Origin of the sequence: Kosakonia quasisacchari, from assembly GCF_004331415.1 — a bacterium.
Lineage (GTDB): Bacteria > Pseudomonadota > Gammaproteobacteria > Enterobacterales > Enterobacteriaceae > Kosakonia > Kosakonia quasisacchari.
In genome coordinates, this window is record NZ_SJOP01000002.1 from 53007 (window position 1) to 78403 (window position 25397).

Consider the following 25397-nt stretch of genomic DNA (forward strand, 5'->3'; position numbering starts at 1 on the left):
TTTTTTTGGAAGCACATCATGGCCTTATTACAAATCAGTGAGCCCGGTCTGAGCGCCGCGCCGCACCAGCGTCGTCTGGCGGTGGGGATCGACCTCGGCACCACCAATTCATTGGTTGCCACCGTGCGCAGCGGGCAGGCGGAAACGCTGGCCGACAGCGCCGGACGCCACCTGCTGCCCTCGGTAGTTAACTACCAGGCCGACAGCCATGTTGTCGGCTATGACGCTCGCACCAACGCCGCGCTGGATTCAGTGAACACCATCAGTTCGGTTAAACGCCTGATGGGGCGCAGCCTGGCTGATATTCAGGCGCGTTACCCGCACCTGCCGTGGCAGTTCCAGCCCAGCGAAAAGGGTCTGCCGATGATTGTCACACGTGGCGGTCTGGTTAACCCGATTCGCGTCTCTGCGGATATCCTCAAAGCCCTTGCCGCGCGTGCGCAAGAGACGCTTTCCGGCGATCTGGACGGCGTAGTGATCACCGTTCCTGCCTATTTTGATGACGCGCAACGCCAGGGCACTAAAGATGCGGCGCGTCTGGCGGGCTTGCATGTATTGCGTCTGCTGAACGAACCGACCGCTGCGGCTATCGCTTACGGTCTGGATTCCGGCAAAGAAGGCGTGATTGCCGTTTATGACCTGGGCGGCGGCACCTTTGATATCTCTATTTTGCGCCTGAGCCGTGGCGTTTTCGAAGTGCTGGCAACCGGCGGAGATTCCGCGCTCGGTGGCGACGATTTCGACCATCTGCTGGCAGATTACATTTGCGAACAGGCGGGTATTACCGATCGCAGCGACGCGCGCCAACAGCGCGAATTGCTGGATGCGGCGATTGCCGCAAAAATCGCCCTCAGCGATGCCGACAGCGTCACCGTTGAGGTGGCGGGCTGGCAGGGAACGATTGCACGTACCGAGTTTGAAGCGTTGATTTCATCGCTGGTCAAACGCACTTTACTCTCTTGTCGCCGCGCGCTGAAAGATGCGGGTGTGGAAGCGCAAGAGGTGCTGGAAGTGGTCATGGTTGGTGGCTCAACGCGTGTGCCGCTGGTGCGTGAGCGGGTGGGCGAGTTCTTTGGCCGCACGCCGCTGACGTCAATTGACCCCGATAAAGTGGTGGCGATTGGCGCGGCAATCCAGGCGGATATTCTGGTCGGTAACAAGCCGGACAGCGAAATGCTGCTGCTGGACGTCATTCCGCTCTCCCTTGGGCTGGAAACCATGGGCGGCCTGGTAGAAAAAGTGATCCCGCGTAACACCACCATTCCGGTGGCGCGCGCGCAGGAGTTCACCACCTTCAAAGATGGCCAGACCGCGATGTCTATCCATGTGATGCAGGGCGAGCGTGAGCTGGTGGCTGACTGCCGTTCACTGGCGCGTTTTGCGCTGCGTGGTATTCCGGCGATGCCAGCGGGTGGGGCGCATATTCGCGTCACTTTCCAGGTGGATGCTGACGGTCTTCTTAGCGTGACCGCGATGGAGAAATCCACCGGGGTGGAAGCCTCCATTCAGGTGAAACCGTCTTACGGCCTGACCGATGGCGAAATCGCCGACATGATTAAAGACTCCATGAGTTTCGCCGAGCAAGACGTGAAAGCGCGCATGCTGGCGGAGCAGAAAGTGGAAGCCGCGCGCGTGCTGGAAAGCCTTGCCAGTGCGCTTGCCGCTGACGCCGCGCTGTTAAGCGCCGCAGAGCGTACGGAGATCGACGACGCAGTCGCGCAGTTGCGCGCAGTTGCTGACGGCGATGACACCGACGCGATAGAACAAGCCATTAAAAACGTAGATAAACAAACCCAGGAATTTGCCGCACGCCGTATGGATCAATCCGTACGTACCGCGCTGAAAGGCCATTCCGTCGACGAGGTTTAATATGCCTAAAATTGTTTTTCTGCCTCATCAGGATCTCTGTCCGGATGGCGCAGTTCTGGAAGCTAAGAGCGGTGAAACCATTCTTGATGTCGCCCTGCGCGGCGGAATTGAGATTGAGCATGCCTGCGAAAAATCCTGCGCCTGCACCACCTGCCACTGCGTGGTTCGTGAAGGTTTTGACTCGTTGCCGGAAAGCAGCGAAGACGAAGACGACATGCTGGATAAAGCGTGGGGTCTGGAGCCGGAGAGCCGCTTAGGTTGCCAGGCGCGCGTGACTGATGAAGATCTGGTGGTTGAAATTCCACGCTACACCATCAACCATGCGCGGGAGCACTGATATGGGGCTGAAATGGACCGATAGCCGTGAAATCGGCGAGGCGCTGTATGACAGCCGCCCGGACGTGGATCCGAAAACTGTGCGTTTCACCGATATGCATCAGTGGGTCTGCGAGCTGGAAGAGTTTGACGATGATCCGAATGCATCGAATGAAAAAATTCTCGAAGCGATTCTGCTAGTCTGGTTAGACGAAGCATCGTAATCATCAAACGGGCTGCCTTCGGGCGGCCCGTTTTCATGAACAGCCATAAGGATAAAAATAATGACAGAAGCTATGAACATTACACTGACAACGCAAAGCGCCGACGCGCGCTGGGGTGAAAAAGCCACTTACAGCATCAATAACGACGGCATCGCGCTGCATTTGACCGGGAAAGATGACGTAGGCTTAATCCAACGCGCCGCACGTAAAATCGACGGCATGGGCATCAAGCATGTTGCCCTGAGCGGTGAAGGCTGGGACGCGGATCGCAGCTGGGCGTTCTGGGCCGGTTATAAAGGGCCGAAAGGCACCCGCAAAGTGGAGTGGGCGCCGCTTAATGACGCCGAGCAAAAAGAGCTGGATAGCCGCCTGCTGGTGATCGACTGGGTGCGCGACACCATCAACGCCCCGGCGGAAGAACTGGGGCCGGAGCAACTGGCACAGCGCGCGGTCGATCTGTTGTACAAAGTCGGCGGCGATAACGTCTCTTACCGCATCACCAAAGGTGAAGATCTGCGTGAGCAGAACTATCTCGGTCTGCATACGGTTGGCCGTGGTTCTGAGCGCCCGCCGGTACTACTGGCGCTGGACTTCAACCCGACCGGTAACCCGGATGCGCCGGTTTATGCCGCGCTGGTCGGTAAAGGCATTACCTTCGATTCCGGCGGTTACAGCATTAAGCCGACTTCTTCAATGGATTCAATGAAATCCGATATGGGAGGGGCGGCGCTGGTGACCGGTGCGCTGGCGTTTGCTATCAATCGCGGCCTCGATAAACGCATCAAACTGTACCTGTGCTGTGCGGATAACCTGATTAGCGGTAACGCCTTCAAACTGGGCGATATCATCCGTTATCGTAACGGTAAAACCGTGGAAATCATGAATACCGATGCGGAAGGGCGCCTGGTGCTGGCAGATGGCCTGATCGACGCTTCTGCGCAGAAACCGCAGCTGATTATCGATGCGGCGACGCTGACCGGTGCGGCGAAAACCGCGCTGGGCAATGATTACCACGCGCTGTTCAGCTTTGACGATGCGCTTGCCGGGCGTTTGCTCAGCAGCGCGAGCGCGGAAAACGAGCCGTTCTGGCGTTTGCCGCTGGCCGAGTTCCATCGCAATCAACTGCCGTCTAACTTCGCTGAACTGAACAACACCGCTGGCGGTTCCTTCCCGGCGGGGGCGAGCACGGCGGCCGGTTTCCTGTCGCACTTTGTTGAAAACTACCAGCAGGGCTGGCTGCACATCGACTGCTCAGCAACCTATCGTAAAGCGGCGGTTGAGCAGTGGGCCGCAGGGGCGACCGGCCTTGGCGTACGTACCCTGGCGAATCTGTTAACCGCGAAGTAATCTTTTTCCTCTCCCGCAAGGGAGAGGAAATTCTCTGGAACCACTATGTCAGAAAGCAAAAACGAATTAGAAACGCTGCTGGAACAGGCCGCAACCGAGCCTGCTTATCGTCCGGCATTTTTCCGCACGCTGTTGGAATCCACGGTTTGGGTGCCAGGAACGGCGGCGGAAGGCGAAGCCATTGTTGAAGACAGCGCGCTTGATTTACAGCACTGGGAAAAAGATGACGGCACATCCGTGATCCCGTTCTTTACCTCGCTGGACGCGCTGCAACAGGCAGTAGAAGAAGAGCAGGCATTTGTGGTGATGCCTGCGCGCACACTGTTTGAAATGACGCTCGGAGAAACGCTGTTTCTCAATGCGAAGCTGCCGACCGGCAAAGAGTTCACTGCGCGAGAAATCAGCCATCTGGTGGGCGAAGAGGGCAGTCCGTTAAGCCAGCAGGAAGTGCTGGAAGGTGGCACGGCGCTGCTACTTTCCGAAGTGGCTGAACCGCCCGTGCAAATGGTGGATTCGCTGACCACGCTGTTTAAAAGCATCAAAACCGTGAAGCGCGCGTTTCTCTGTTCAATCAAAGAAAAGGCTGATGAGCAGCCCAATCTGCTGATTGGTATCGAGGCCGAAGGCGATATCGAAGAGATTATCCACGCGGCGGGCAGTGTGGCAACCGATACGCTGCCGGGCGATGAGCCGGTGGATATTTGCCAGGTCGTTGAAGGCGAGAAAGGGATTAGCCATTTTATGATGGCGCATATTACCCCTTTCTACGAGCGGCGCTGGGGAAGTTTCCTGCGCGACTTTAAGCAAAATCGCATTATTTAATTATCGGGCGGTATGCAATGTACCGCCTTTTATTATTTTAAATTTTTAATTATTAGTATTTTATTAATAACGTTGTGCGGTTTTGTTGTCGATTCCATAAATTATGTATTAGCCATATACCTGTGATACGGTGCGTTTTTACGTTACTTTACGGTTAATTTTTATGGACAAAAAAAGCCTGCTGTACTGCTTCGGCGTACCCTTAATTCTCTTCTTTTACGCCTGCTGGCAGAATATCCGCATTAACGAAGTGGATGTTTACCAGGTCACGCAATATGGCTTTGTTGGGCACAGCGTATTTGCCGATATGTCGCGCCAGATCCTCGCCAAAGCCGGAATGTTGTTTTCCCTGTTGGGCTTGATTGCCAGTACCAGTTCGGTACTTCTCTGTGTTTTAAGCGTACGGAAAGCCCGTATATCTGCGGAAAAGTTAATTGCCGCGTTTACCCTTTGTCGCAAGTTACTGCCGTTTATTATGGTCGGCCTAATGGCGTCGATTGGTTTTGCGCTGGTCTGCGTGCTGTTATATGAAGTGTGCTGGATCTACACGCTCGGCAGGGCGAGCGCCTTTAATATCAAACTGGTGATATTTGTCTTGCTGATCATCGGTTCACTGGTATTTATGGTGCTGAAAAGCCTGTTCTTACTCAAAAAATGCTTCGCACTTTTTGAGCCACAAGATATGCAGGTGCACGGTGCAGCCGTTTCTGAAACCGACGCGCCGGAATTGTGGCGCTGGGTCAGAGAATTAGCTCAGCACGGGCAGGCAATTGTGCCGGATAATATTGTCGTCGGTTTATTTGAGGGGTTTTATGTCACCGCAAGCCCGGTGCAAATTGAAAAAGGCGCGCGATTAACCGGTAACACGCTCTATTTCCCGCTCAGCTACGCCGCGTTTATGGATAAAGATGAAGTAGCCGCCGTGATTGGCCATGAGCTGGGGCACTTTTCCGGTAATGATACCGTCTACACCCTGCATTTCGCCGGGCTGTATGCCGGTATGGAAAACAGTCTCGACTATTTTTATCGCGATGTGGCGAGCAGCGGCTGGCTTGAGCGGCTGGCGCTCAACCCGACCATTCATCTTGGCCTCTGGTTTTACCGTCAGTTTCACGAAACGGTCAATGGCTGGAGCCGTGTGCGTGAACTGGCGGCGGACGCTGCGGGCGCACGTACCAGCTCGCCGCAGGCGCTGGCGGCTTCACTCCTGCGTTTCTCTGCGCTCAATGAACGCTTTAACGCGCCGATGGAGCTGTTCTTTAACCGCAAGCTTGAGACGCACGACCTGGTGCTCAGCCTGTTTGCCGCGCTGCGTGAGGGCGGGCGTTTTGATGTTGCCGCCTCGCTTGAACAGGAACTGGCGCACCCAACAGACAGCCACCCGCCGACGCGCGCGCGTATCGAGCAACTGAATGTGCCGCTGGATCAAGCGCTGCTGGCCAGGGCGTCGCGTCCGGCGGATGAGGCGGATTACCAGTGGATGCGCAGTTTATTCCGCGATGCATCGGCTATTTCAGCCGCGTTAACCGCCGGAATGGCGAGTAATGTGGAAGCGCACCATGACGCCTGGCAGGCCGAGCTACAGAATCTGGCTTCACATTCTACTGAAAGCGTTGTTGTTTCGTTGCGTAAGAAAAATTTCTGGTTGTTCCTGGTGCTGGCGGTGCTCTGTATTGCCGGAGCCGGTTTGGTCCTCACTCTGAGTATCCAGTGGAACGCCACCGCCAATAGCTCGATGGAGAAGATAATCTTTGGTCTGGTCGCCGGTGGGCTGATCTTTGGGCTGGCGAGCTGGACGATGTATACGCGGGTGCGTCAGCCGCTGTTCACGTTGACTGCGCAAGGTATCGAGAGCTATCAGCTCAGCGCGCCGCTCTTGCTGGCGGAGATTGAAAATATTGATATTCGTAGCGTCAATGAGTGGGTGTTTATCGATCTCTACTGGCGGGAAGGCTATCAGCCGCCGACTTGCACCGTGGGGCGCTTGTTCCGCAATTTTACGTTTGAGCCGAAGAAACACAAAGTGGTGGTAAGCCTGCCTGGCGGGGTGTTGAAAGGCGCACAGCGTGAAAAAATGTCGATTGAGGAGCTGTATGTCGCGCTGCATGAATACATTCAGGCTGCCTGGGCACGGCGTGAGCTGAATCATTCATAATTCGCTGGCTTGATAATGCTTGCCGCTCTCCGGCAAGCATTATTGCGTCGCTTCGAGCAGCAGCAGATCCATCAGCAGTACCAGGTTGGACTCGAACGAGGTGATCCCGGCGGCTTCAGCGGCAAAATGCACCGCTTCGTCGTACAGCGCGAAATGGATATCCGCCAGCGCCGCCAGCGGGTTCACCGATGCGCGGGTAAACGCCACCACCGTCATGCCAACGGTGTGCGCAATACGCGCTTTATCCAGCACTTGTTCTGTTTCACCACTACGGGAAACAGCAATAAACACCTGGTAGCGCGCCGCGTTACTGAGAAAGATATTCCGGCTATCACCAGGCCCGGAAATAAAAGCCGTCTTGCCCAGCACCTGCAATTTCTTGGTCAGATACTCGGCAAACAGATAGGAAAACCCTGCGCCATACAGAAAAAAGCTCTCCTGCTCATGCAGCAGGGCAGCGAATTGTCGCCGCTTTTCGGCGCTCACCCACTGAAAAGTACGCTGGTAATTCGCCATAAACTGCGCAAAAGCGGCGGGTAGCTCAGCGGATTCGCCCTGTGGCCCGGTAATATGCGGCGTGTCTGCCAGCCGCTGCTTGCAATGCCAGATAAACTCGCTAAAACCACTAAAACCGAGCTTTTGGCACAGGCGAATAATGGTGGCGGTGGAGACAAATGTCGCCTGCGCCAGTTCGCGTACCGTGATCTTTCCCACCAGCAACGGGTGTTCCGTCAGGTGCGCAAGAACGCGATATTCCGCGCGGGTCAGCGACTCCCCGCGCGTCAGCAGTGGTGCCAGTCGGTTGTCCATTTACGCCGTTTCGATGGGTAAATCGTCACGTGCGCCCCATTCACTCCAGGAGCCGTCATACAGCGTTACGTTACTTGCACCAAGCGTTTCCAGTGCAAGGATCACCACCGATGCCGTCACGCCGGAGCCGCAGCTGGCAATAATCGGTTTGTGCAGATCGACACCCTGACGGCGGAAAATTGCCGCCAGCTCATCGGTGGTTTTCAGCTCGCCTTCGACGACTAAATCGACCCACGGCACATTCAGCGCACCGGGGATATGGCCACGCTTCAGACCTGCGCGCGGTTCATCCACTTCGCCATTAAAACGCGGGGCAGGGCGAGCATCGACAATTTGTGCCGTGCCTTCGTGGCTCGCCAGCAGCACATCGGTCAATTTCTTCACCACGTGCGGGTCGAAATTGGCGTTGAAATCGGATTCCGGCAGCGGCACGTCGCCTTTTTGCAGCGGCAGGGCATCGCGCTGCCAGCCTGCCAGCCCACCGGCCAGAATCGAGACATTTTCCACGCCGTGATTACGCAGCATCCACCAGGCGCGCGGGGCAGAGAAGAGATTGCCTTCGTCATACACCAACAGATGTTTATCCTGATTGATGCCCAGTTCGCGCATTGCCACGGCGAACGCTTCCGGGCGCGTCAGCATATGCGGCAGCGACGTGGTGTGGTCGGAAAGGGCTTCGATATCAAAAAAGACCGCACCGGGAAGATGCCCGGCGCGGTATTCCGCTCTCATGTCGCGATGCTCCTGACCCACTGGCGCCATCCGCGCATCAATCAGCTGGATTTCGGGATCATCGCTATGCTCTATCAGCCAGTCGGCCGCGACAAAAAACGAGGTGGACATGGTTGTCTCCGTGTCATCAACAGTAACCTGAATTGTTAACGTTTTTTCATGACCCGACAAGCCGACATCGCTAACGCCGCGAGCAACCTCGTTATTTTTATGCTGGTTTGCCGTTTTCCCATGCTTTTTGCAGTGCGGGCCAGTAGTCACGATTGGCCTCGATCATCTCATCAAGAATCGCTTTCGCATGCTGCATGGTGGGTACGGTGCGGTTCAGTGTGAATGCCTGCAGCGCTTTCTCGTAACTGCCTTCAATGGTGGCTTCCACCAGCAGTTGTTCCGACGCCAGTTGCTGCATTAGCAAAGTCTGATGGAACAGCGGCACCGCACCCATCCGCACCGGTTCCGGCCCTTCACTGGTGATATACGCCGGGACTTCCACCATGGCATCGTAGGGCAGGTTAGCAATTGCCCCTTTGTTTTCCACAATCACCAGGTGGCGCTGGCGCAGGTCAAAAGCCAGCGAACACGCGACATCGACGATAAACGCGCCGTGCACGCCCACATGGAACGCATCCGGCAGGATACCGGTGCGCTGATATTCGGCAGCAGCGGCAAACAATTTTTTCTCGCGCCCGTCCATCACTTCATTGGCGCGGGTGTAATCGGCATTTTGATGCGCAACGATGTCGTTTGGCATCAGGTAATACTGCAAATAGGGGTTCGGCAAAAACTCCGGAAAGTGATCCATAATCGGCTTGATGTTGCGCCAGGTTTTTACCCACGAGGGATCCGCGTGTTGCGGATCGGTTTGCGCAGCATCTTCAGTCAGCAGACCAAAACGGGCAACGTGCTCGCGCAGCTCCGGCAGGCGGTCTTCGCCATCCACACGCACTTTGGTAAACCAGCCAAAGTGATTCAAACCGAAGTAATCCACCTCCAGTTTGTGGCGATCAACGCCGAGGATCGCGCCCATATTGCGCATTGCTGCCACCGGCATATCGCAAATATTCAGCACGCGTGCGTTAGGCCGCAGACGGCGCACCCCTTCGGCGACAATCGCTGCCGGATTGGAGTAGTTAACGATCCAGGCGCTTTTATCAGCGTAACGTTCCACCAAATCGATGAGTTCTACCATCGGTAAAATGGTTCGCAGCCCGTAAGCCAGCCCGCCCGGGCCGCAGGTTTCCTGGCCAACCACACCGTGGCGCAACGGGATCTTTTCATCCTGTTCACGCATTTTGTACTGACCGACGCGCATCTGTGCAAAAACAAAGTGCGCACCGCGAAACGCGGTTTCGGCGTCACTGGTAACGGTAAATTTGATGCTCTGGCTGTGGTCGCGAATCACTTTTTCCACCACTGGCGCAATGGTATTTTGCCGGGTTTCATCAATATCGTAGAGGCGGATTTCCGCCAGCGGAAAATCTTCCAGTCTCACCATCAGGCTTTTGACGATGCCTGGTGTGTAGGTGCTGCCGCCACCGGCGATCGATAAAATAAACGGGGGTTTAATCATTTCTGGACTCCTTTAGAGAAACATCTCAACCGCTTCTCGCATTTTTTTGACATGCAGCCCGTAGACCACCTGAACGTTATTACCTTGTTTGATCACGCCTTTTGCGCCTGTCGCTTTTAGCTGCGGCTCATTAATCACCGCCGTGTCTTTTACCGTTACGCGTAGACGGGTGTAGCAGTTATCCACCACTTCAATATTGGCGCGCCCGCCCAGCCCTTCGATAATCGCTTCGCCAACTGCGTCGTTGTTACCTTTGGCCTGATAATCCTGCTTGCTGTAAAGGCGAGTCTCTTCGCTGTCATCCTCTCGCCCTGGTGTTTTCATATCGAAGCGTAAGATCAGGAAACGGAAGATAACGAAGTAGAGGGCGAACATGATGAGTCCGACGAGGATGTACATCGGCCAGTTGGATTTCTCTGTGCCGAGCGGCAAGTTGTAGAGAATGAAATCGATAATGCCGTTCGCACCGATGGCATGAACGCCGAACAGTGAAAACAGCATCATGCCAATGCCGGTCAGCACGGCGTGAACCACAAACAGCAGCGGCGCGACAAACAGAAATGAGAACTCAATCGGTTCGGTCACGCCCACCAGCAACGAGGTGAGTGCGGCGGGGATCAGAATCGCTTTCGCTGCGGCTTTGCGCTCGGGTTTCGCGGTGACATACATCGCCAGCGCGGCGGCGGGCAGGCCGAACATTTTACTGATGCCGCGCGCATCCCACACTGCGGTACTGCTTAATTGCGTAACGCTGGGGCAAGCCATTTCCGCGAAATAGATATTGCGTGCGCCCTGGTAGGTGCTGCCGCAGACATCCGCTGTACCGCCCAACTCCGTGTACAGGAACGGCGTGTAAACCAGATGATGCAACCCGGTCGGCACCAGAATGCGCTCCAGAAATCCGTACACCGCGACGCCGAATGGTCCTGCGTCTTTAATCGCCAACGCCAGCGCGCTGATACCGTGCTGGGCAAAGGGCCAAAGCTCACTCATTACTACGCCGAGCACGATGGACACCGGCAACATAATAATGGCGACGAAACAGTGGCCGGAGTAAATCGCCATCGCGCCGGAAAACTGCACTCCGGAATATTTATCATACAGATAGCCCGACAGCGCGCCGGTGAGGATCCCGGCGAAAACGCCCATCTCCAGCACTTGCACGCCCAGCACCATGCTTTGCCCGGCGGCTTTCATCTGCGCGGCGGGGGCCAGCGCGCCCTGCATCTGCAGGGTGACATTCATGGCGTTGATGAAAACAATGAACGTCACCAGACCAATTAACGCGGCATAGCCTTTATCCCGCGAGGCCAGCCCAACCGGGATACCGACGGCAAATACCAGTGCCAGGTTAGCCAGCACCGAAACGACGGATTTGGCAATTAACTGGCCGACGTTTTGAATAAACGGGTGACCGAGAAAAGGTAAATATTCGGCCAGGTTGCCGTTGCCAAAGATATTTCCAAAGGCAATAAACAAACCGACGATGGGCAAAATGAGCACCGGACCAAAGAGGGACTTACCAAAATTTTGTAGGGCATTCACGGCTCTGGACATAATGTTCTCTCTTATTAGAACCGCGCACAAAGGTGCACAGACCGCTTAACGTTAGCAGCCAGTGATAAGAAATATCCAGCTATCTTATTGTTTTAAAAACAAATGACCCATAACGTAACATGTTACATTGCGGGGTGTGATCGGGTTAACAGCGAGGGTGAAGAACGTTAAGTGCGCTTTGCGAGGCGCTTTCCAGAATTCATCGGCGGTTTTGAAATTGTCACGGTTGCGCATAATAATGTGTGAGCCTCTTTCAACAGGTTACTTAACCAGGGATAACGAATGAAACCGCTATGTCTTGCGGCGCTGACTCTTGCGCTCGTCACCACCTTTACGCTCGTGGGCTGCGATGATAACGATAAGCCTCAGGCCGCCAGCGCACCCGAATCGAAAGCTGCGCCAGCGGCAGAGCAAAAAACACAGACGGCTATCCCGCAGGATAAAGCGAAGCTGGCTCAGCTTGCCGCACGCAGCGAAGGCAAACCGTTAACGCTGCTGGATGCCTCTGAAGTGCAGCTGGACGGCGCGGCGACGTTAGTGCTGACCTTCTCGGTGCCGCTGGATCCTGACCAGAACTTTGCTTCCGCCGTGCATCTGGTGGATAAAAAAAGTGGCAAAGTCGATGGCGCCTGGGAACTGGCACCAAACCTGAAAGAGCTGCGCCTGCGCCATCTCGAACCTAACCGCGAGCTGCTGGTATCAGTTGATAAAGGGCTGCTGGCGTTGAACAAGGCTACTTTCGCTAGCGATTACGAAAAAACAATCACCACCCGCGATGTGCAACCGAGTGTTGGTTTCGCCAGCCGTGGTTCGCTGCTGCCAGGAAAAGTGGTGGACGGGCTGCCGGTGATGGCGCTGAACGTGGACAGCGTTGACGTCAATTTTTACCGCGTGAAACCGGAATCGCTGGCCGCGTTTATCAGCCAGTGGGAGTACCGCAGTTCGCTATCGAACTGGGAATCTGAAACGCTACTGAAAATGGCTGACCTGGTTTACACCGGTCGTTTCGATCTCAACCCAACCCGCAACACACGTGAAAAACTGCTGTTGCCGCTTAGCGGTATCCAGCCGTTACAGCAAACCGGTGTTTACATCGCGGTGATGAACCAGGCCGGACATTACAACTACAGCAATGCCGCCACCTTGTTCACCCTCAGTAACATTGGCCTTTCTGCGCACCGTTACCACAACCGGCTGGATATCTTCACTCAGGGGCTGGAAAACGGCGCTGCGCTCGCCGGTATTGAAGTGATGCTGCTGAACGAGAAAGGGCAAACTCTGGCGCAGGCCACCAGCGATAGCGATGGTCATGCCACACTCAATACCGATAAAGACGCGGCGTTGATCCTTGCGCGCAAAGCGGGTGAAACCACGCTGCTGGATCTGAAATTACCAGCGCTGGATCTTGCCGAGTTCGCCATCGCAGGCGATCCGGGCTACAGCAAACAGTTCTTTATGTTCGGCCCGCGCGATCTCTATCGCCCTGGTGAAACGGTGATCCTTAATGGCCTGCTGCGTGACAGCGACGGCAAGCCTCTGGCAGAGCAGCCGGTAAAACTTGAGGTGGTGAAACCGGACGGGCAGGTGATCCGCACGGTGGTTAGCCAACCGCAAAATGGGCTGTACCAGTTTACTTACCCGCTGGAAGCCAGCGCGCAAACCGGCATGTGGCACATCCGTGCGAACACCGGTGATAATCTTTCTCGTGAGTGGAGTTTTCACGTTGAAGATTTCATGCCAGAGCGCATGGCGCTGAATATTACACCGCAGCCAGAGCCTGTTGAGCCTGCTGCGGATGTGGTGTTTAACATTGACGGGCACTATCTCTACGGCGCGCCCGCCAGCGGTAACAGCCTGCAAGGCCAGCTGTTCCTGCGCCCGCTGCGCGAAGCCGTTCCCGCACTGCCGGGTTTCCAGTTTGGCGATATTGCCGAAGAGAACCTGAGCCGCAGCCTGGATGAAGTGCATCTGACGCTGGATAAACAAGGGCAGGGCGAAATCACCACGCCGAGCCAGTGGCAGGATGCGCACTCGCCGTTGCAGGTGATTTTACAAGCCAGCTTGCTGGAATCAGGTGGCCGCCCGGTGACACGCCGTGCAGAACAGGCTATCTGGCCCGCGCAAGCGCTGCCGGGCATTCGTCCGCAGTTTGCCTCCAAAGCGGTGTATGACTACCGCACTGACACCACCGTGAACCAACCGATTGTCGATGAGGGCAGCAATGCTGCTTTTGACATCGTCTATGCCGATGCCAGTGGCGCGAAAAAAGCGGTCAGCGATTTGCAGGTGCGCTTGATTCGTGAACGCCGCGATTACTTCTGGAACTGGTCGGAAAGCGAAGGCTGGCAATCGCAATTCGACCAGAAAGATCTGGTGGAAGGCGAACAGAACCTGACGCTGGCGGCAGATGAAACCGGAAAAGTCAGTTTCCCGGTGGACTGGGGTTCTTACCGCCTGGAAGTGAAAGGGCCGGATGACACCATCAGTAGCGTGCGCTTCTGGGCCGGTTACAGCTGGCAGGACAACACCGATGGCGCGGGTGCGGCAAGGCCGGATCGCGTCACCATGAAACTGGATAAACCGGCCTACAAACCGGGCGATACCATCAAATTGCACGTCACCGCGCCTGCCGCAGGAAAAGGCTACGCGATGATCGAATCCAGCGAAGGTCCGCTGTGGTGGAAAGAGATCGATGTGCCGGCAGAGGGCGTTGATCTGAGTATCCCGGTCGATCAGAAATGGCAGCGCCACGATCTCTACATCAGCACGCTGGTGGTACGCCCTGGCGATAAATCGAAATCCGCCACGCCAAAACGTGCGGTAGGTTTACTGCATCTGCCGATGGGCGATGAGAACCGCCGCCTGGATGTGACGCTCGATGCGCCGCAGAAAATGCGTCCTAACCAACCCCTGACGGTGAAAGTTAAAGCGGCGGTTAAAAACGGCGCCACGCCAAAACAGATCAACGTGCTGCTGTCCGCCGTGGACAGCGGTGTGCTGAACATTACCGATTATGTGACGCCGGATCCGTGGCAGGGCTTTTTCGGCCAGAAACGCTACGGTGCGGATATCTACGATATTTACGGCCAGGTGATTGAAGGGCAGGGACGTCTGGCGGCGCTGCGCTTTGGCGGCGATGGCGACGAGCTTAACCGCGGCGGCAAACCGCCGGTCAACCATGTCACCATTATTGCTCAGCAGGCACAGCCGGTAATGCTTGATGAAAATGGCGAAGGTACAGTGAGCTTGCCGATTGGCGATTTCAACGGTGAACTGCGCGTGATGGCGCAAGCCTGGACGGCGGAAGACTTTGGCAGTAACGAAAGTAAAGTGATTGTTGCCGCACCGGTGATTGCGGATCTCAATATGCCCCGTTTCCTCGGCAGCGGCGATACGTCTCGCCTGACGCTGGATCTGACTAACCTGACCGATCAACCGCAAACGCTCAATGTCGCGCTGACTGCGAGCGGCCTGCTGGCACTGGAAAGCGGTCAACCGGAACCGGTTAAGCTTGCTGCCGGAGAGCGCACCACGCTGTTTATTCCAGTGAGCGCGCTGGAGGGATTTGGCGATGGTGAGATCAGCGCACAAATCAGTGGCCTGACATTACCGGGTGAAACGTTCGCACCGCAGCAAAAACAGTGGAAAATCGGCGTGCGTCCACCGTTCGCGGCACAGACTGTCAATAGTGGTGTGATGCTCAATCCGGGTGAGAGCTGGCATACACCGGGGCAGCACCTTGCCAATATTTCACCTGTGACGTTGCAAGGGCGCTTACTGCTTAGCGGCAAGCCGCCGCTGAACCTGGCGCGCTATATCGAAGAATTGCGTGCTTATCCGTACGGCTGTCTTGAACAGACCACCAGCGGGTTGTTCCCGTCGCTTTATACCAACGCCGCGCAGTTGAAAGCGCTGGGTATTAAAGGCGACAGCGATGAGCAGCGCCGCGCGGCGGTGGATATAGGCATCTCCCGCCTGCTGCAAATGCAGCGCGAAGATGGCGGTTTCGCGCTGTGGGACAAGAGCGGGCCGGAAGAGTACTGGTTGACGGCGTACGTCACCGACTTCCTGGTTAGCGCGTCTGCGCAGGGGTATAGCGTGCCTATGGACGCGCTGAATAACGCCAATAACCGCTTACTGCGCTATTTGCAGGATCCGGCGGCCATGTCCATTCGCTATACCGACGATGCTCCGGCAACCAAGTTCGCCGTACAAAGCTATGCCGGTCTGGTGCTGGCGCGTCAGCAGAAAGCGCCATTAGGCGCACTGCGTGAAATTTGGCAGCGTCATGAGCAGGCCAAAGCGGCGCTGCCTTTGATGCAGCTTGGCGTGGCGCTGAAACTGATGGGCGATGCGCAGCGCAGCGAACAATCGTTAGCGCTGGCGCTGAAAACGTCTCGCCCGCAGTCTGGTCACTGGCTGGCTGACTACGGCAGCGAACTGCGTGATGACGCATTGATGCTGGCGCTGCTGGAAGAGAATAACCTGCTGCCACAAGAGCAGCCGCGTCTGCTGGCGACGCTCGCCGAGCAGGCCTACGGCCAGCGCTGGTTGTCGACACAGGAGAGCAACGCGCTGTTTATGGCCGGGCGTAATCTGCAAAACGCCACTGGCGCGTGGCAGGCACAAACCTCCCTTGATGCAGCAGGGCTCGGTGGCGATCGTCCGCAAAGCCGCAATCTCAGTGCCGATCAACTGGGGGCATTGCAGGTTACCAATAGCGGCAGCACACCGCTGTGGTTGCGTCTCGACAGTACCGGTTATCCGGAACAGGCACCTGCGCCGTCCGGGAAGGTATTAAAAATTGAGCGTACGTTCCTGGGAACCGATGGTCGCAGTAAATCGCTTTCGTCACTGAAAAGCGGTGAACTGGTGCTGGTGCGTCTCGACGTGAACGCCAGCCAGAATGTACCGGACGCGTTGGTGGTTGATTTACTGCCTGCTGGACTGGAGCTGGAAAACCAGAACCTCGCCGATAGCAGCGCCAGTTTGCAAGATAGCGGCAGTGAAGTGCAGGATCTGCTGAATCGCATGCAACAAGTGGATATCCAGCATATGGAGTTTCGTGATGACCGTTTTGTTGCTGCGGTGCCGGTAAATGCAGGGGAGTGGGTCACGCTGGTCTACCTGGCCCGCGCGGTTACGCCTGGCACCTATCAGGTTCCTGCTCCACAGGTGGAGTCAATGTATGTTCCGCAGTGGCGCGCGACCGGGGCGACCAGTGGTCCGCTGATTATCGTACCGTAACGTGAGGATTGTACATCTGATACGCACCCGCTGGCGCTGGCTGGTGGGTGTTCCGCTGCTGTTGGTATTGGGCGTTATGACTGCTGATAAGATCTGGCCGTTGCCGCTTAGCGAGGTTGATCCGGCGCGGGTAGTCGTGGCCGAAGACGGTACGCCGCTGTGGCGCTTTGCCGATGCCGACGGTATCTGGCGCTACCCGGTCACCATCGAAGAGGTATCGCCACACTATCTGCAGGCGCTGATCCAGTATGAAGATCGCTGGTTCTGGGCACATCCGGGGGTGAATCCACTGTCGATTGCGCGTGCAGCCTGGCAGGATCTGCGTTCCGGCCATGTTGTTTCCGGCGGCAGTACGTTGACAATGCAGGTTGCTCGCTTGCTCGATCCGCATCCGCGTACTTTCGGCGGCAAGGTGCGTCAGCTGTGGCGGGCGCTGCAACTGGAGTGGCACCTCTCAAAACGTGAAATACTCACGCTTTATCTGAACCGCGCGCCGTTTGGCGGCACGTTGCAAGGCGTGGGCGCAGCGAGTTGGGCTTATTTAGGTAAACCGCCTGCGAAGCTCAGCTATTCCGAAGCGGCGCTGTTAGCGGTTTTACCGCAGGCACCCAGCCGCTTACGCCCGGATCGCTGGCCGCAACGGGCGCAGGCTGCGCGCGACAAAGTGCTGGATCGCATGGTGTCGCAAAAGGTGTGGTCGGCAACGCAGGTGGCAGAGTCACGCGAAGAACCTGTCTGGCTGGCTCCGCGTCAGATGCCGCAACTGGCACCGCTCTTCGCCCGGCGGATGCTTGGTGAAAGCAAGGCGCTGAAAATCACCACCACGCTGAATGCCAGCCTGCAACGTCAGCTTGAAGATCTGGCGTTAAATGTGAAAAGCCGCCTGCCAGCTCGCAGCTCGCTGGCGATAATCGTCGTTGACCACACGGATATGAAAGTGCGCGGTTGGGTTGGCTCCGTGGATATTAATGACGACAGCCGTTTCAGCCATGTGGATATGGTCAGCGCCATTCGTTCACCGGGCTCGGTGTTAAAACCTTTTATTTATGGTCTCGCGCTGGATGAGGGGCTGATTCATCCGGCCTCGCTGTTACAGGATGTGCCGCGCCGGGTGGGCGATTATCGACCCGGTAATTTTGACAGCGGTTTCCATGGCCCGGTAAGCATGAATGAAGCGCTGGTACGTTCTCTTAATTTACCGGCGGTGCAAGTGCTGGAAGCCTACGGACCGAAAAAATTTGCCGGAAATCTGCGCAACGTCGGTTTGCCGTTGATTTTGCCGACGGGAGCGGAACCCAATCTGTCGCTGATCCTCGGCGGCGCAGGTGCGCGGCTGGAAGATATTGCCGCGGCTTATACGGCGTTTGCCCGTGAGGGGAAAGCGGGAAGCCTGCGTCTGACACCCGACGCCCCGCTGATGGAGCGACGGTTGATGTCGCCGGGCGCAGCATGGATTATTCGCCGCATTCTCGCCGGAGAAGCTCAACCGGTGCCAGATGAAGCGTTGCCGCAAGTGGTGCCGCTGGCGTGGAAAACCGGCACTAGCTATGGCTATCGCGATGCATGGGCGATAGGGATTAATGCTCGCTACGTGATAGGCATCTGGACGGGGCGACCTGACGGTACGCCCGTTGCCGGGCAGTTCGGTTTTGCCAGCGCGGTGCCGTTACTTAACCAGGTCAATAATCTGTTGCAGCCGCGCTCAGCGCTTGAACAGGCGAGACTGCCGCGCGACCCGCGCCCGCAAACAGTCAGCAGCGGCGTCATTTGTTGGCCTGGTGGGCAAAGCTTACCTTCCGGCGACAGCAATTGTCGCCGTCGACTCACTACCTGGCTGTTGGACGGTAGCCAGCCGCCAACGCTGTTATTGCCGGAGCAGGAAGGCGGGCATGGGATCAATTTCCCGCTCTGGCTGAATAAAGAGGGGCGAAGGGTTGCCGCAGATTGCCCTAACGCACAGCAGAAAACATGGATCGCCTGGCCGTTGCCGCTGGAGCCGTGGCTACCCGCTGGTGAACGCCGTGCAGCCCGTTTACCGACGGCGGATAAACGCTGCCCGCCTCGTGACGATAACGCACCGCCGCCACTGTTATTAAGCGGCGTGCGTGAAGGTGCGGTTATCAAACGCATTCCCGGCCAGGCATTTGCCTTGCTACCGCTACAAAGCAGCGGTGGTGAAGGCGGGCGTTGGTGGTTTTTGAATGGTGAACCTTTAGCCTCGCATAGCACCTTATTGAGCCTGAAACTTGATAAAAGCGGGGAGTATCAGATATTGGTTATGGATGATGCAGGGCTGATTGCGTCAGTGCAGTTTGCTGTGCAATAACCGATGAAATGGCGCTGTTGATGGGAAGTGTTGCTAAAAATAGTCTCATTTTAAAAAAATGTTACCTTCATCCATAGGCAACGCCCATATTGCTCTTTATAATCCGCGCCACATCTATTCAGGGCAACAGAACAACTTACAGAGGTAAACATGGCTATTGAACGTACTTTTTCCATCATTAAACCGAACGCGGTGGCAAAAAACGTTATTGGCGGCATCTTCTCTCGCTTTGAAGCGGCAGGGTTCAAAATTGTTGGCACCAAAATGCTGCACCTGACCGTTGAGCAGGCGCGCGGTTTCTATGCCGAGCACGAAGGTCGCCCGTTCTTTGACGGTCTGGTTGAATTCATGACCTCCGGCCCGATCGTTGTTTCCGTACTGGAAGGTGAAAACGCGGTGCAGCGTCACCGTGACCTGCTGGGCGCAACCAACCCGGCTAACGCGCTGGCAGGTACCCTGCGTGCTGACTACGCGGACAGCTTCACCGAGAACGGCACCCACGGTTCTGACTCCGTTGAATCTGCTGCGCGTGAAATCGCCTACTTCTTCGCCGAAGGCGAAGTGTGCCCGCGCACCCGTTAATCACACGTTAAACGTGTAACGAGGTTTACACTTTAATTTGTGAAAAGCCGCGTGCAAACGTGGTATCTGTGCGTCAGAATTTGTACAATGCTGCGCCCCAGGATGAGCCGACGCTTTCCTGGGGCGCTTCTTTTTAACCCTCCACGGGCCACAACGTGTAATAACGAGGCCGGAATACATTATGACTGAACAAATTGTCATGCCTGAGAACGACGCTCTCACGGTGCCAAACAAAGATGCAAAAATTAACCTGCTGGATTTAAACCGTCAGCAGATGCGTGAATTTTTCAAAAACTTAGGCGAAAAACCCTTCCGCGCCGATCAGGTGATGAAGTGGATGTACCACTATTGCAGCGACGACTTTGATGAGATGACCGACATCAACAAAGTGCTGCGCAACAAATTAAAAGACGTCGCCGAAATTCGTGCGCCGGAAGTGGTGGAAGAACAACGCTCCTCCGACGGCACCATCAAGTGGGCGATTGCCGTGGGCGATCAGCGCGTTGAAACCGTCTACATCCCGGAAGAGGATCGCGCAACGTTGTGCGTTTCTTCCCAGGTGGGTTGTGCGCTGGAGTGTAAATTCTGCTCCACTGCTCAGCAGGGCTTTAACCGTAACCTGCGCGTTTCGGAAATTATCGGCCAGGTGTGGCGCGCGGCGAAAATTATCGGCGCGGCGAAAGTCACCGGTAACCGCCCCATTACCAACGTGGTGATGATGGGCATGGGCGAGCCGTTGCTCAACCTGACCAACGTCGTTCCGGCGATGGAAATTATGCTGGATGATTTTGGCTTTGGGCTCTCCAAACGCCGCGTTACGCTTTCCACCTCCGGCGTGGTTCCGGCGCTGGATAAACTGGGCGATATGATCGACGTTGCGCTGGCCATCTCTCTGCATGCGCCAAACGACGAGATTCGCGATGAAATTGTACCGATCAATAAAAAGTACAACATCGAGACGTTCCTCGCCTCCGTACGTCGTTATCTGGAAAAATCCAACGCTAACCAGGGCCGTGTGACTATCGAGTATGTGATGCTGGATCACGTTAACGATGGCACTGAACATGCGCACCAGTTGGCGGAGTTGCTGAAAGATACGCCGTGTAAGATCAACCTGATCCCATGGAACCCGTTCCCGGGCGCGCCGTATGGCCGAAGCTCTAACAGCCGTATCGATCGCTTCTGTAAGGTGCTGATGAGTTATGGTTTCACCACTATCGTGCGTAAAACGCGTGGCGATGATATCGATGCCGCGTGTGGTCAGTTGGCGGGGGATGTGATTGACCGTACCAAACGTACGATGCGTAAGCGTATGCAGGGCGAGCCTATTGAGATCAAGGCACTATAATCATCAGTTGCAGCGCGAAGAATATGCTGCATTTTGTGGAAATGTCGAATATTTGGCCTGTACACATACAGGCCATTAATAATTACGGTGCGTTTCTCCTGACTTTAAGGCAGTATGTAGTGATGGAACAACGGCTTAGCAAAAAGTGCTGAAAGCTGTTCTGTTATGACGAGCCTGACAGTCCTATACTGTGGGCCAGGTTTAACCGACCCGGTTTTTTCGCGGCGCGTGTAGGCATTGCGGTTATGCGCGCCTGAATGTTTAATTTTCACGTACCAGTAGTTGTAGCGAATGAATACTGAAGCCACTCACGACCAAAATGAAGCACAAACCACTGGCGTACGTCTGCGCAACGCCCGTGAACAACTTGGACTCAGCCAGCAAGCGGTTGCAGAGCGCTTGTGCCTGAAGGTTTCCACGGTACGCGATATCGAAGAGGACAGATCACCCGCCGATCTGGCTTCGACTTTTGTACGCGGTTATATCCGCTCCTATGCCCGCCTGGTGCACATTCCTGAAGAAGAGCTGCTGCCGATTCTTGAAAAACAAGCACCGGTCAGAGCGGCAAAAGTTGCGCCGATGCAAACTTTTGCTTTAGGCAAGCCGCGTAAAAAACGCAGTGGCTGGATGATGAGTTTCATCACCTGGCTGGTGTTTTTGGTTGCAATCGGCCTGACGGGCGCATGGTGGTGGGATAACCACAAAGCGCAGCAGGAAGAGATCACCAACATGGCGGATCAATCTTCTGCGGAACTGAATGCGAGCAACAGCAACGCGCAAAGCGTACCGCTGAATAACGACACTGCAGCAGCAGACCCGGTTGATAATTCCGGCACGCCTGTCGAAGCGCCTGCACCGTCGGCAACGGCGCAAAAGCCAGCCTCCAGCGCGCCGCAGGCACCTGCTAATACCGCAAACCAGAACACCGTTGTTGCACCGTCGCAGGCGAATGTCGACGCCATGCAGCAGCCTGTTGCTCCAGCGAACACGGCGCAGTTACCGACCAACCAGGCCGGTGTTGCGGGTGCGCAAGCGGATACCAATACGTTGGTAATGAACTTCACTGCCGATTGCTGGCTGGAAGTGAGCGATGCCACCGGGAAAAAATTATTCAGTGGAATGCAACGTAAAGATGCCACGCTCAATTTAACCGGCCAGGCGCCATATAAGCTGAAAATTGGCGCGCCGTCAGCCGTTCAGATTCAGTATCAGGGTAAACCTGTCGATCTGAGTCGTTTTATCAGAACTAACCAGGTTGCGCGTCTGACCGTCAATGCCGAACAATCAGCAGCACAGTAACAGACGGGCAACGCGGGAGATTTTTCATGCATAACCAGGCCCCGATTCAGCGTCGGAAATCGAAACGGATTTACGTTGGTAATGTGCCCATTGGCGATGGCGCGCCCATCGCCGTGCAGTCCATGACAAACACCCGTACCACGGATGTTGAAGCTACGGTCAATCAAATCAAAGCGCTTGAGCGCGTCGGCGCAGATATTGTCCGCGTCTCCGTCCCGACCATGGACGCGGCGGAAGCGTTCAAGTTGATCAAACAGCAAGTGAATGTCCCGCTGGTTGCGGACATCCATTTTGACTATCGCATCGCGCTCAAAGTTGCCGAATATGGCGTTGACTGCCTGCGTATTAATCCCGGTAACATTGGCAACGAAGAGCGTATTCGCACCGTTGTTGATTGCGCGCGCGATAAAAATATCCCGATTCGCATCGGCGTTAACGCCGGTTCGCTGGAAAAAGATCTGCAAGAAAAGTATGGCGAGCCAACGCCGCAAGCGCTGCTTGAATCCGCCATGCGCCATGTCGATCATCTTGATCGCCTTAATTTCGATCAGTTCAAAGTCAGCGTGAAAGCGTCGGACGTCTTCCTCGCTGTTGAATCCTATCGCCTGCTGGCAAAACAGATCGAACAGCCGCTGCACCTTGGCATCACCGAAGCCGGTGGCGCGCGCGCAGGTGCGGTGAAATCCGCGATTGGTCTGGGGTTGCTACTTTCTGAAGGTATTGGTGACACGCTGCGTATTTCGCTGGCTGCCGATCCGGTGGAGGAGATCAAAGTTGGTTTTGATATCCTGAAATCGCTGCGCATTCGCTCGCGTGGGATTAACTTTATCGCCTGCCCGACCTGTTCCCGTCAGGAGTTTGACGTTATCGGTACGGTCAACGCCCTTGAACAGCGGCTGGAAGATATCATCACGCCGATGGATGTCTCCATTATCGGTTGCGTGGTGAATGGCCCTGGTGAAGCGCTGGTTTCCACGCTGGGTGTGACCGGCGGCAACAAGAAAAGCGGCCTGTATGAAGATGGCGTGCGCAAAGACCGTCTGGATAACAGCGATATGATTAGCCAGCTTGAAGCCCGCATTCGCGCGAAAGCGTCGATTCTGGATGAAGCGCGTCGTATCGATGTGCAACAGGTAGAAAAATAAGGTTGCTGGGAAGCAGCAGGCTTCCCGTGTATGATGAACCCGCCCGGCGCGACCCGCAGTTCGTCGCGGCCCCGAGGGTTCATTTTTTGTATTAATAAAGAGAATAAACGTGGCAAAAAATATTCAAGCCATTCGCGGCATGAACGATTATCTGCCTGGCGAGACCGCCATCTGGCAGCGCATTGAAGGCGCTTTAAAAAACGTGCTCGGCAGCTACGGTTACAGTGAAATCCGTTTGCCGATTGTAGAGCAGACCCCGTTATTCAAACGCGCGATCGGTGAAGTGACCGACGTGGTTGAAAAAGAGATGTATACCTTTGACGATCGCAATGGCGACAGCCTGACACTGCGTCCCGAAGGTACTGCGGGCTGCGTACGCGCCGGCATCGAACATGGTCTGCTGTACAATCAGGAACAGCGCTTGTGGTACGTCGGACCGATGTTCCGCTACGAGCGTCCGCAGAAAGGGCGCTACCGTCAGTTCCATCAGTTGGGTGTGGAAGTGTTTGGCCTGCAAGGGCCGGATATCGATGCCGAGCTGATTATGCTTACCGCCCGCTGGTGGCGCGAGCTGGGTATTGCTTCTAGCGTTGCCCTTGAGCTCAACTCTATTGGCTCGCTCGAAGCGCGTACGACCTATCGCGATGCGTTAGTGGCTTTCCTTGAGCAGCATAAAGATAAGCTGGACGAAGACTGCTTGCGTCGTATGTATACCAACCCGTTGCGTGTGCTGGATACCAAAAACCAGGACATTCAGGCGTTGCTGAACGATGCCCCGAAACTGGGGGATTACCTTGATGATGAGTCCCGCGAACACTTCGCTGGCCTTTGCGCATTCCTTGATGCGGCAGGTATCGCTTATACGGTGAACCAGCGTCTGGTGCGTGGTTTGGATTACTACAATCGCACTGTTTTCGAATGGGTCACCACAAGTCTGGGCGCGCAAGGCACCGTTTGCGCAGGCGGTCGTTATGACGGCCTGGTTGAGCAGCTTGGCGGTCGCGCGACTCCGGCGGTTGGCTTCGCAATGGGCCTTGAACGACTTGTTTTGTTAGTTCAGGCAGTTAATCCGGAATTTAAAGCAGAATCCGTTGTCGATATATACCTGGTGGCGTCTGGCGCCAATATGCAATCCGCTGCTATGCAGTTGGGTGAACAGGTGCGCGATGCGTTACCTGGCGTACGGCTGATGATGAACCACGGCGGCGGCAATTTTAAAAAGCAGTTTGCCCGCGCGGACAAGTGGGGCGCTCGCGTCGCACTGGTGCTCGGCGAAACTGAAATTGCCGACGGTAATGTTGTGGTGAAGGATTTACGCTCTGGTGAGCAGAGTACGGTAACGCAGGAGAGCGTTGCGGCGCATTTGCGCACACTACTGGGCTAATCTCCCCGGTGAATTATCGTTAAGGAGAAGGACTGCGTGGAAATTTACGAAAACGAAAACGACCAGGTAGACGCGATTAAGCGCTTCTTTGCCGAGAATGGTAAAGCGCTGGCCGTTGGCGTCGTTTTGGGTATTGGTGCGCTGGTTGGCTGGCGCTACTGGAACGGCCATCAGGCGGACACGGCGAGAGCTTCTTCACAGGCCTATGAAAATGCGGTTGCCGCGCTTTCGGCAGACAAACCAGAATCGTTCACAGCGGCGGAAAAATTTGCAGCTGACAACAAAAACGCCTACGGCGCGCTGGCGTCGCTGGAGCTGGCGCAGCAATTCGTTGAGAAAAACGAGCTGGATAAAGCCGCTGCTCAGTTGCAACAGGGGCTGGCTGCGACGAATGATGAAAATCTCAAGTCGATAATCAATGTGCGCCTGGCGCGCATCCAGGTACAGCAAAAGCAACAAGACGCTGCGCTGAAAACGCTGGATGCGGTTAAAGCGGAAAGCTGGTCAGCGATTGTTGCCGATCTGCGCGGCGAAGCACTGCTGAGCAAAGGCGATAAACAAGGCGCGCGCACCGCATGGGAAAACGGCATTAAAAACAATGCTTCTCCTGCGCTGAGTGAAATGATGCAGATGAAAATCAATAATTTGTCCATCTAAGAGGGACC

General features: G+C 55.7%; 18 protein-coding genes. 14 read left to right on the forward strand and 4 right to left on the reverse strand.

The features are described 5' to 3' along the window. The first annotated feature begins 18 nt into the window (after positions 1–18). The 6 genes from hscA (at position 19) to E0L21_RS02465 (ending at position 6732) form a co-directional block, all read left to right on the forward strand. Positions 19–1869, forward strand: a complete 1851-nt coding sequence (hscA, locus tag E0L21_RS02440; protein WP_131406464.1) for a Fe-S protein assembly chaperone HscA — start codon at positions 19–21, stop codon at positions 1867–1869. 1 nt (position 1870) lies between these two features. Beyond that, positions 1871–2206, forward strand: coding sequence for an ISC system 2Fe-2S type ferredoxin (gene fdx / locus E0L21_RS02445; RefSeq protein WP_039079657.1), 336 nt, complete (start codon positions 1871–1873; stop codon positions 2204–2206). A 1-nt stretch (position 2207) separates the two neighbouring features. After that, on the forward strand, positions 2208–2408 hold the full coding sequence (gene iscX, locus E0L21_RS02450) for a Fe-S cluster assembly protein IscX (RefSeq protein WP_131406466.1): 201 nt from the start codon (positions 2208–2210) through the stop codon (positions 2406–2408). A gap of 60 nt (positions 2409–2468) precedes the next feature. After that, positions 2469–3755, forward strand: coding sequence for an aminopeptidase PepB (gene pepB, locus E0L21_RS02455; RefSeq protein WP_131406468.1), 1287 nt, complete (start codon positions 2469–2471; stop codon positions 3753–3755). 45 nt (positions 3756–3800) lie between these two features. Then, positions 3801–4577, forward strand: coding sequence for an enhanced serine sensitivity protein SseB (gene sseB / locus E0L21_RS02460; protein WP_131406470.1), 777 nt, complete (start codon positions 3801–3803; stop codon positions 4575–4577). A gap of 163 nt (positions 4578–4740) precedes the next feature. Then, entirely contained in the window at positions 4741–6732 is a 1992-nt protein-coding gene (locus tag E0L21_RS02465; protein WP_131406472.1) for a M48 family metallopeptidase, read from the forward strand. Positions 6733–6771: 39 nt separating this feature from the next. Here the strand turns inward: E0L21_RS02465 and E0L21_RS02470 are convergent, their stop codons facing one another. The 4 genes from E0L21_RS02470 to E0L21_RS02485 form a co-directional block, all read right to left on the reverse strand. Further along, positions 6772–7542 (reverse strand): MurR/RpiR family transcriptional regulator, encoded by a 771-nt coding sequence (locus tag E0L21_RS02470; RefSeq protein ID WP_131406474.1) that lies wholly within the window; start codon positions 7540–7542, stop codon positions 6772–6774. Continuing rightward, positions 7543–8385, reverse strand: a complete 843-nt coding sequence (sseA, locus tag E0L21_RS02475; RefSeq protein WP_131406476.1) for a 3-mercaptopyruvate sulfurtransferase — start codon at positions 8383–8385, stop codon at positions 7543–7545. Between the two features lie 97 nt (positions 8386–8482). After that, complete coding sequence (locus tag E0L21_RS02480) at positions 8483–9844, reverse strand: 6-phospho-alpha-glucosidase (RefSeq protein WP_131406478.1); 1362 nt, start codon at positions 9842–9844, stop codon at positions 8483–8485. 12 nt (positions 9845–9856) lie between these two features. Further along, a complete protein-coding gene (locus E0L21_RS02485) occupies positions 9857–11401 on the reverse strand; it encodes a PTS transporter subunit EIIC (RefSeq protein WP_131406480.1) in 1545 nt (514 codons plus the stop codon). Positions 11402–11683: 282 nt separating this feature from the next. Here E0L21_RS02485 and E0L21_RS02490 point away from each other — a divergent pair, with 282 nt between their 5' ends. The 8 genes from E0L21_RS02490 (at position 11684) to E0L21_RS02525 (ending at position 25389) form a co-directional block, all read left to right on the forward strand. Next, positions 11684–16648, forward strand: a complete 4965-nt coding sequence (locus E0L21_RS02490; RefSeq protein WP_131406482.1) for an alpha-2-macroglobulin family protein — start codon at positions 11684–11686, stop codon at positions 16646–16648. Position 16649: 1 nt separating this feature from the next. Then, complete coding sequence (gene pbpC, locus E0L21_RS02495) at positions 16650–18974, forward strand: peptidoglycan glycosyltransferase PbpC (protein ID WP_131406483.1); 2325 nt, start codon at positions 16650–16652, stop codon at positions 18972–18974. 150 nt (positions 18975–19124) lie between these two features. Continuing rightward, complete coding sequence (gene ndk / locus E0L21_RS02500; RefSeq protein ID WP_131406485.1) at positions 19125–19556, forward strand: nucleoside-diphosphate kinase; 432 nt, start codon at positions 19125–19127, stop codon at positions 19554–19556. 181 nt (positions 19557–19737) lie between these two features. Next, positions 19738–20904, forward strand: a complete 1167-nt coding sequence (locus E0L21_RS02505) for a bifunctional tRNA (adenosine(37)-C2)-methyltransferase TrmG/ribosomal RNA large subunit methyltransferase RlmN (protein ID WP_131406487.1) — start codon at positions 19738–19740, stop codon at positions 20902–20904. 291 nt (positions 20905–21195) lie between these two features. Beyond that, positions 21196–22203, forward strand: coding sequence for a cytoskeleton protein RodZ (gene rodZ / locus E0L21_RS02510; RefSeq protein ID WP_131406489.1), 1008 nt, complete (start codon positions 21196–21198; stop codon positions 22201–22203). Positions 22204–22229: 26 nt separating this feature from the next. Continuing rightward, entirely contained in the window at positions 22230–23348 is a 1119-nt protein-coding gene (ispG, locus tag E0L21_RS02515) for a flavodoxin-dependent (E)-4-hydroxy-3-methylbut-2-enyl-diphosphate synthase (RefSeq protein ID WP_131406491.1), read from the forward strand. Between the two features lie 109 nt (positions 23349–23457). Next, complete coding sequence (hisS, locus tag E0L21_RS02520) at positions 23458–24732, forward strand: histidine--tRNA ligase (RefSeq protein WP_131406493.1); 1275 nt, start codon at positions 23458–23460, stop codon at positions 24730–24732. A gap of 36 nt (positions 24733–24768) precedes the next feature. Then, positions 24769–25389, forward strand: a complete 621-nt coding sequence (locus E0L21_RS02525; protein WP_131406495.1) for a YfgM family protein — start codon at positions 24769–24771, stop codon at positions 25387–25389. Positions 25390–25397: the final 8 nt, after the last annotated feature.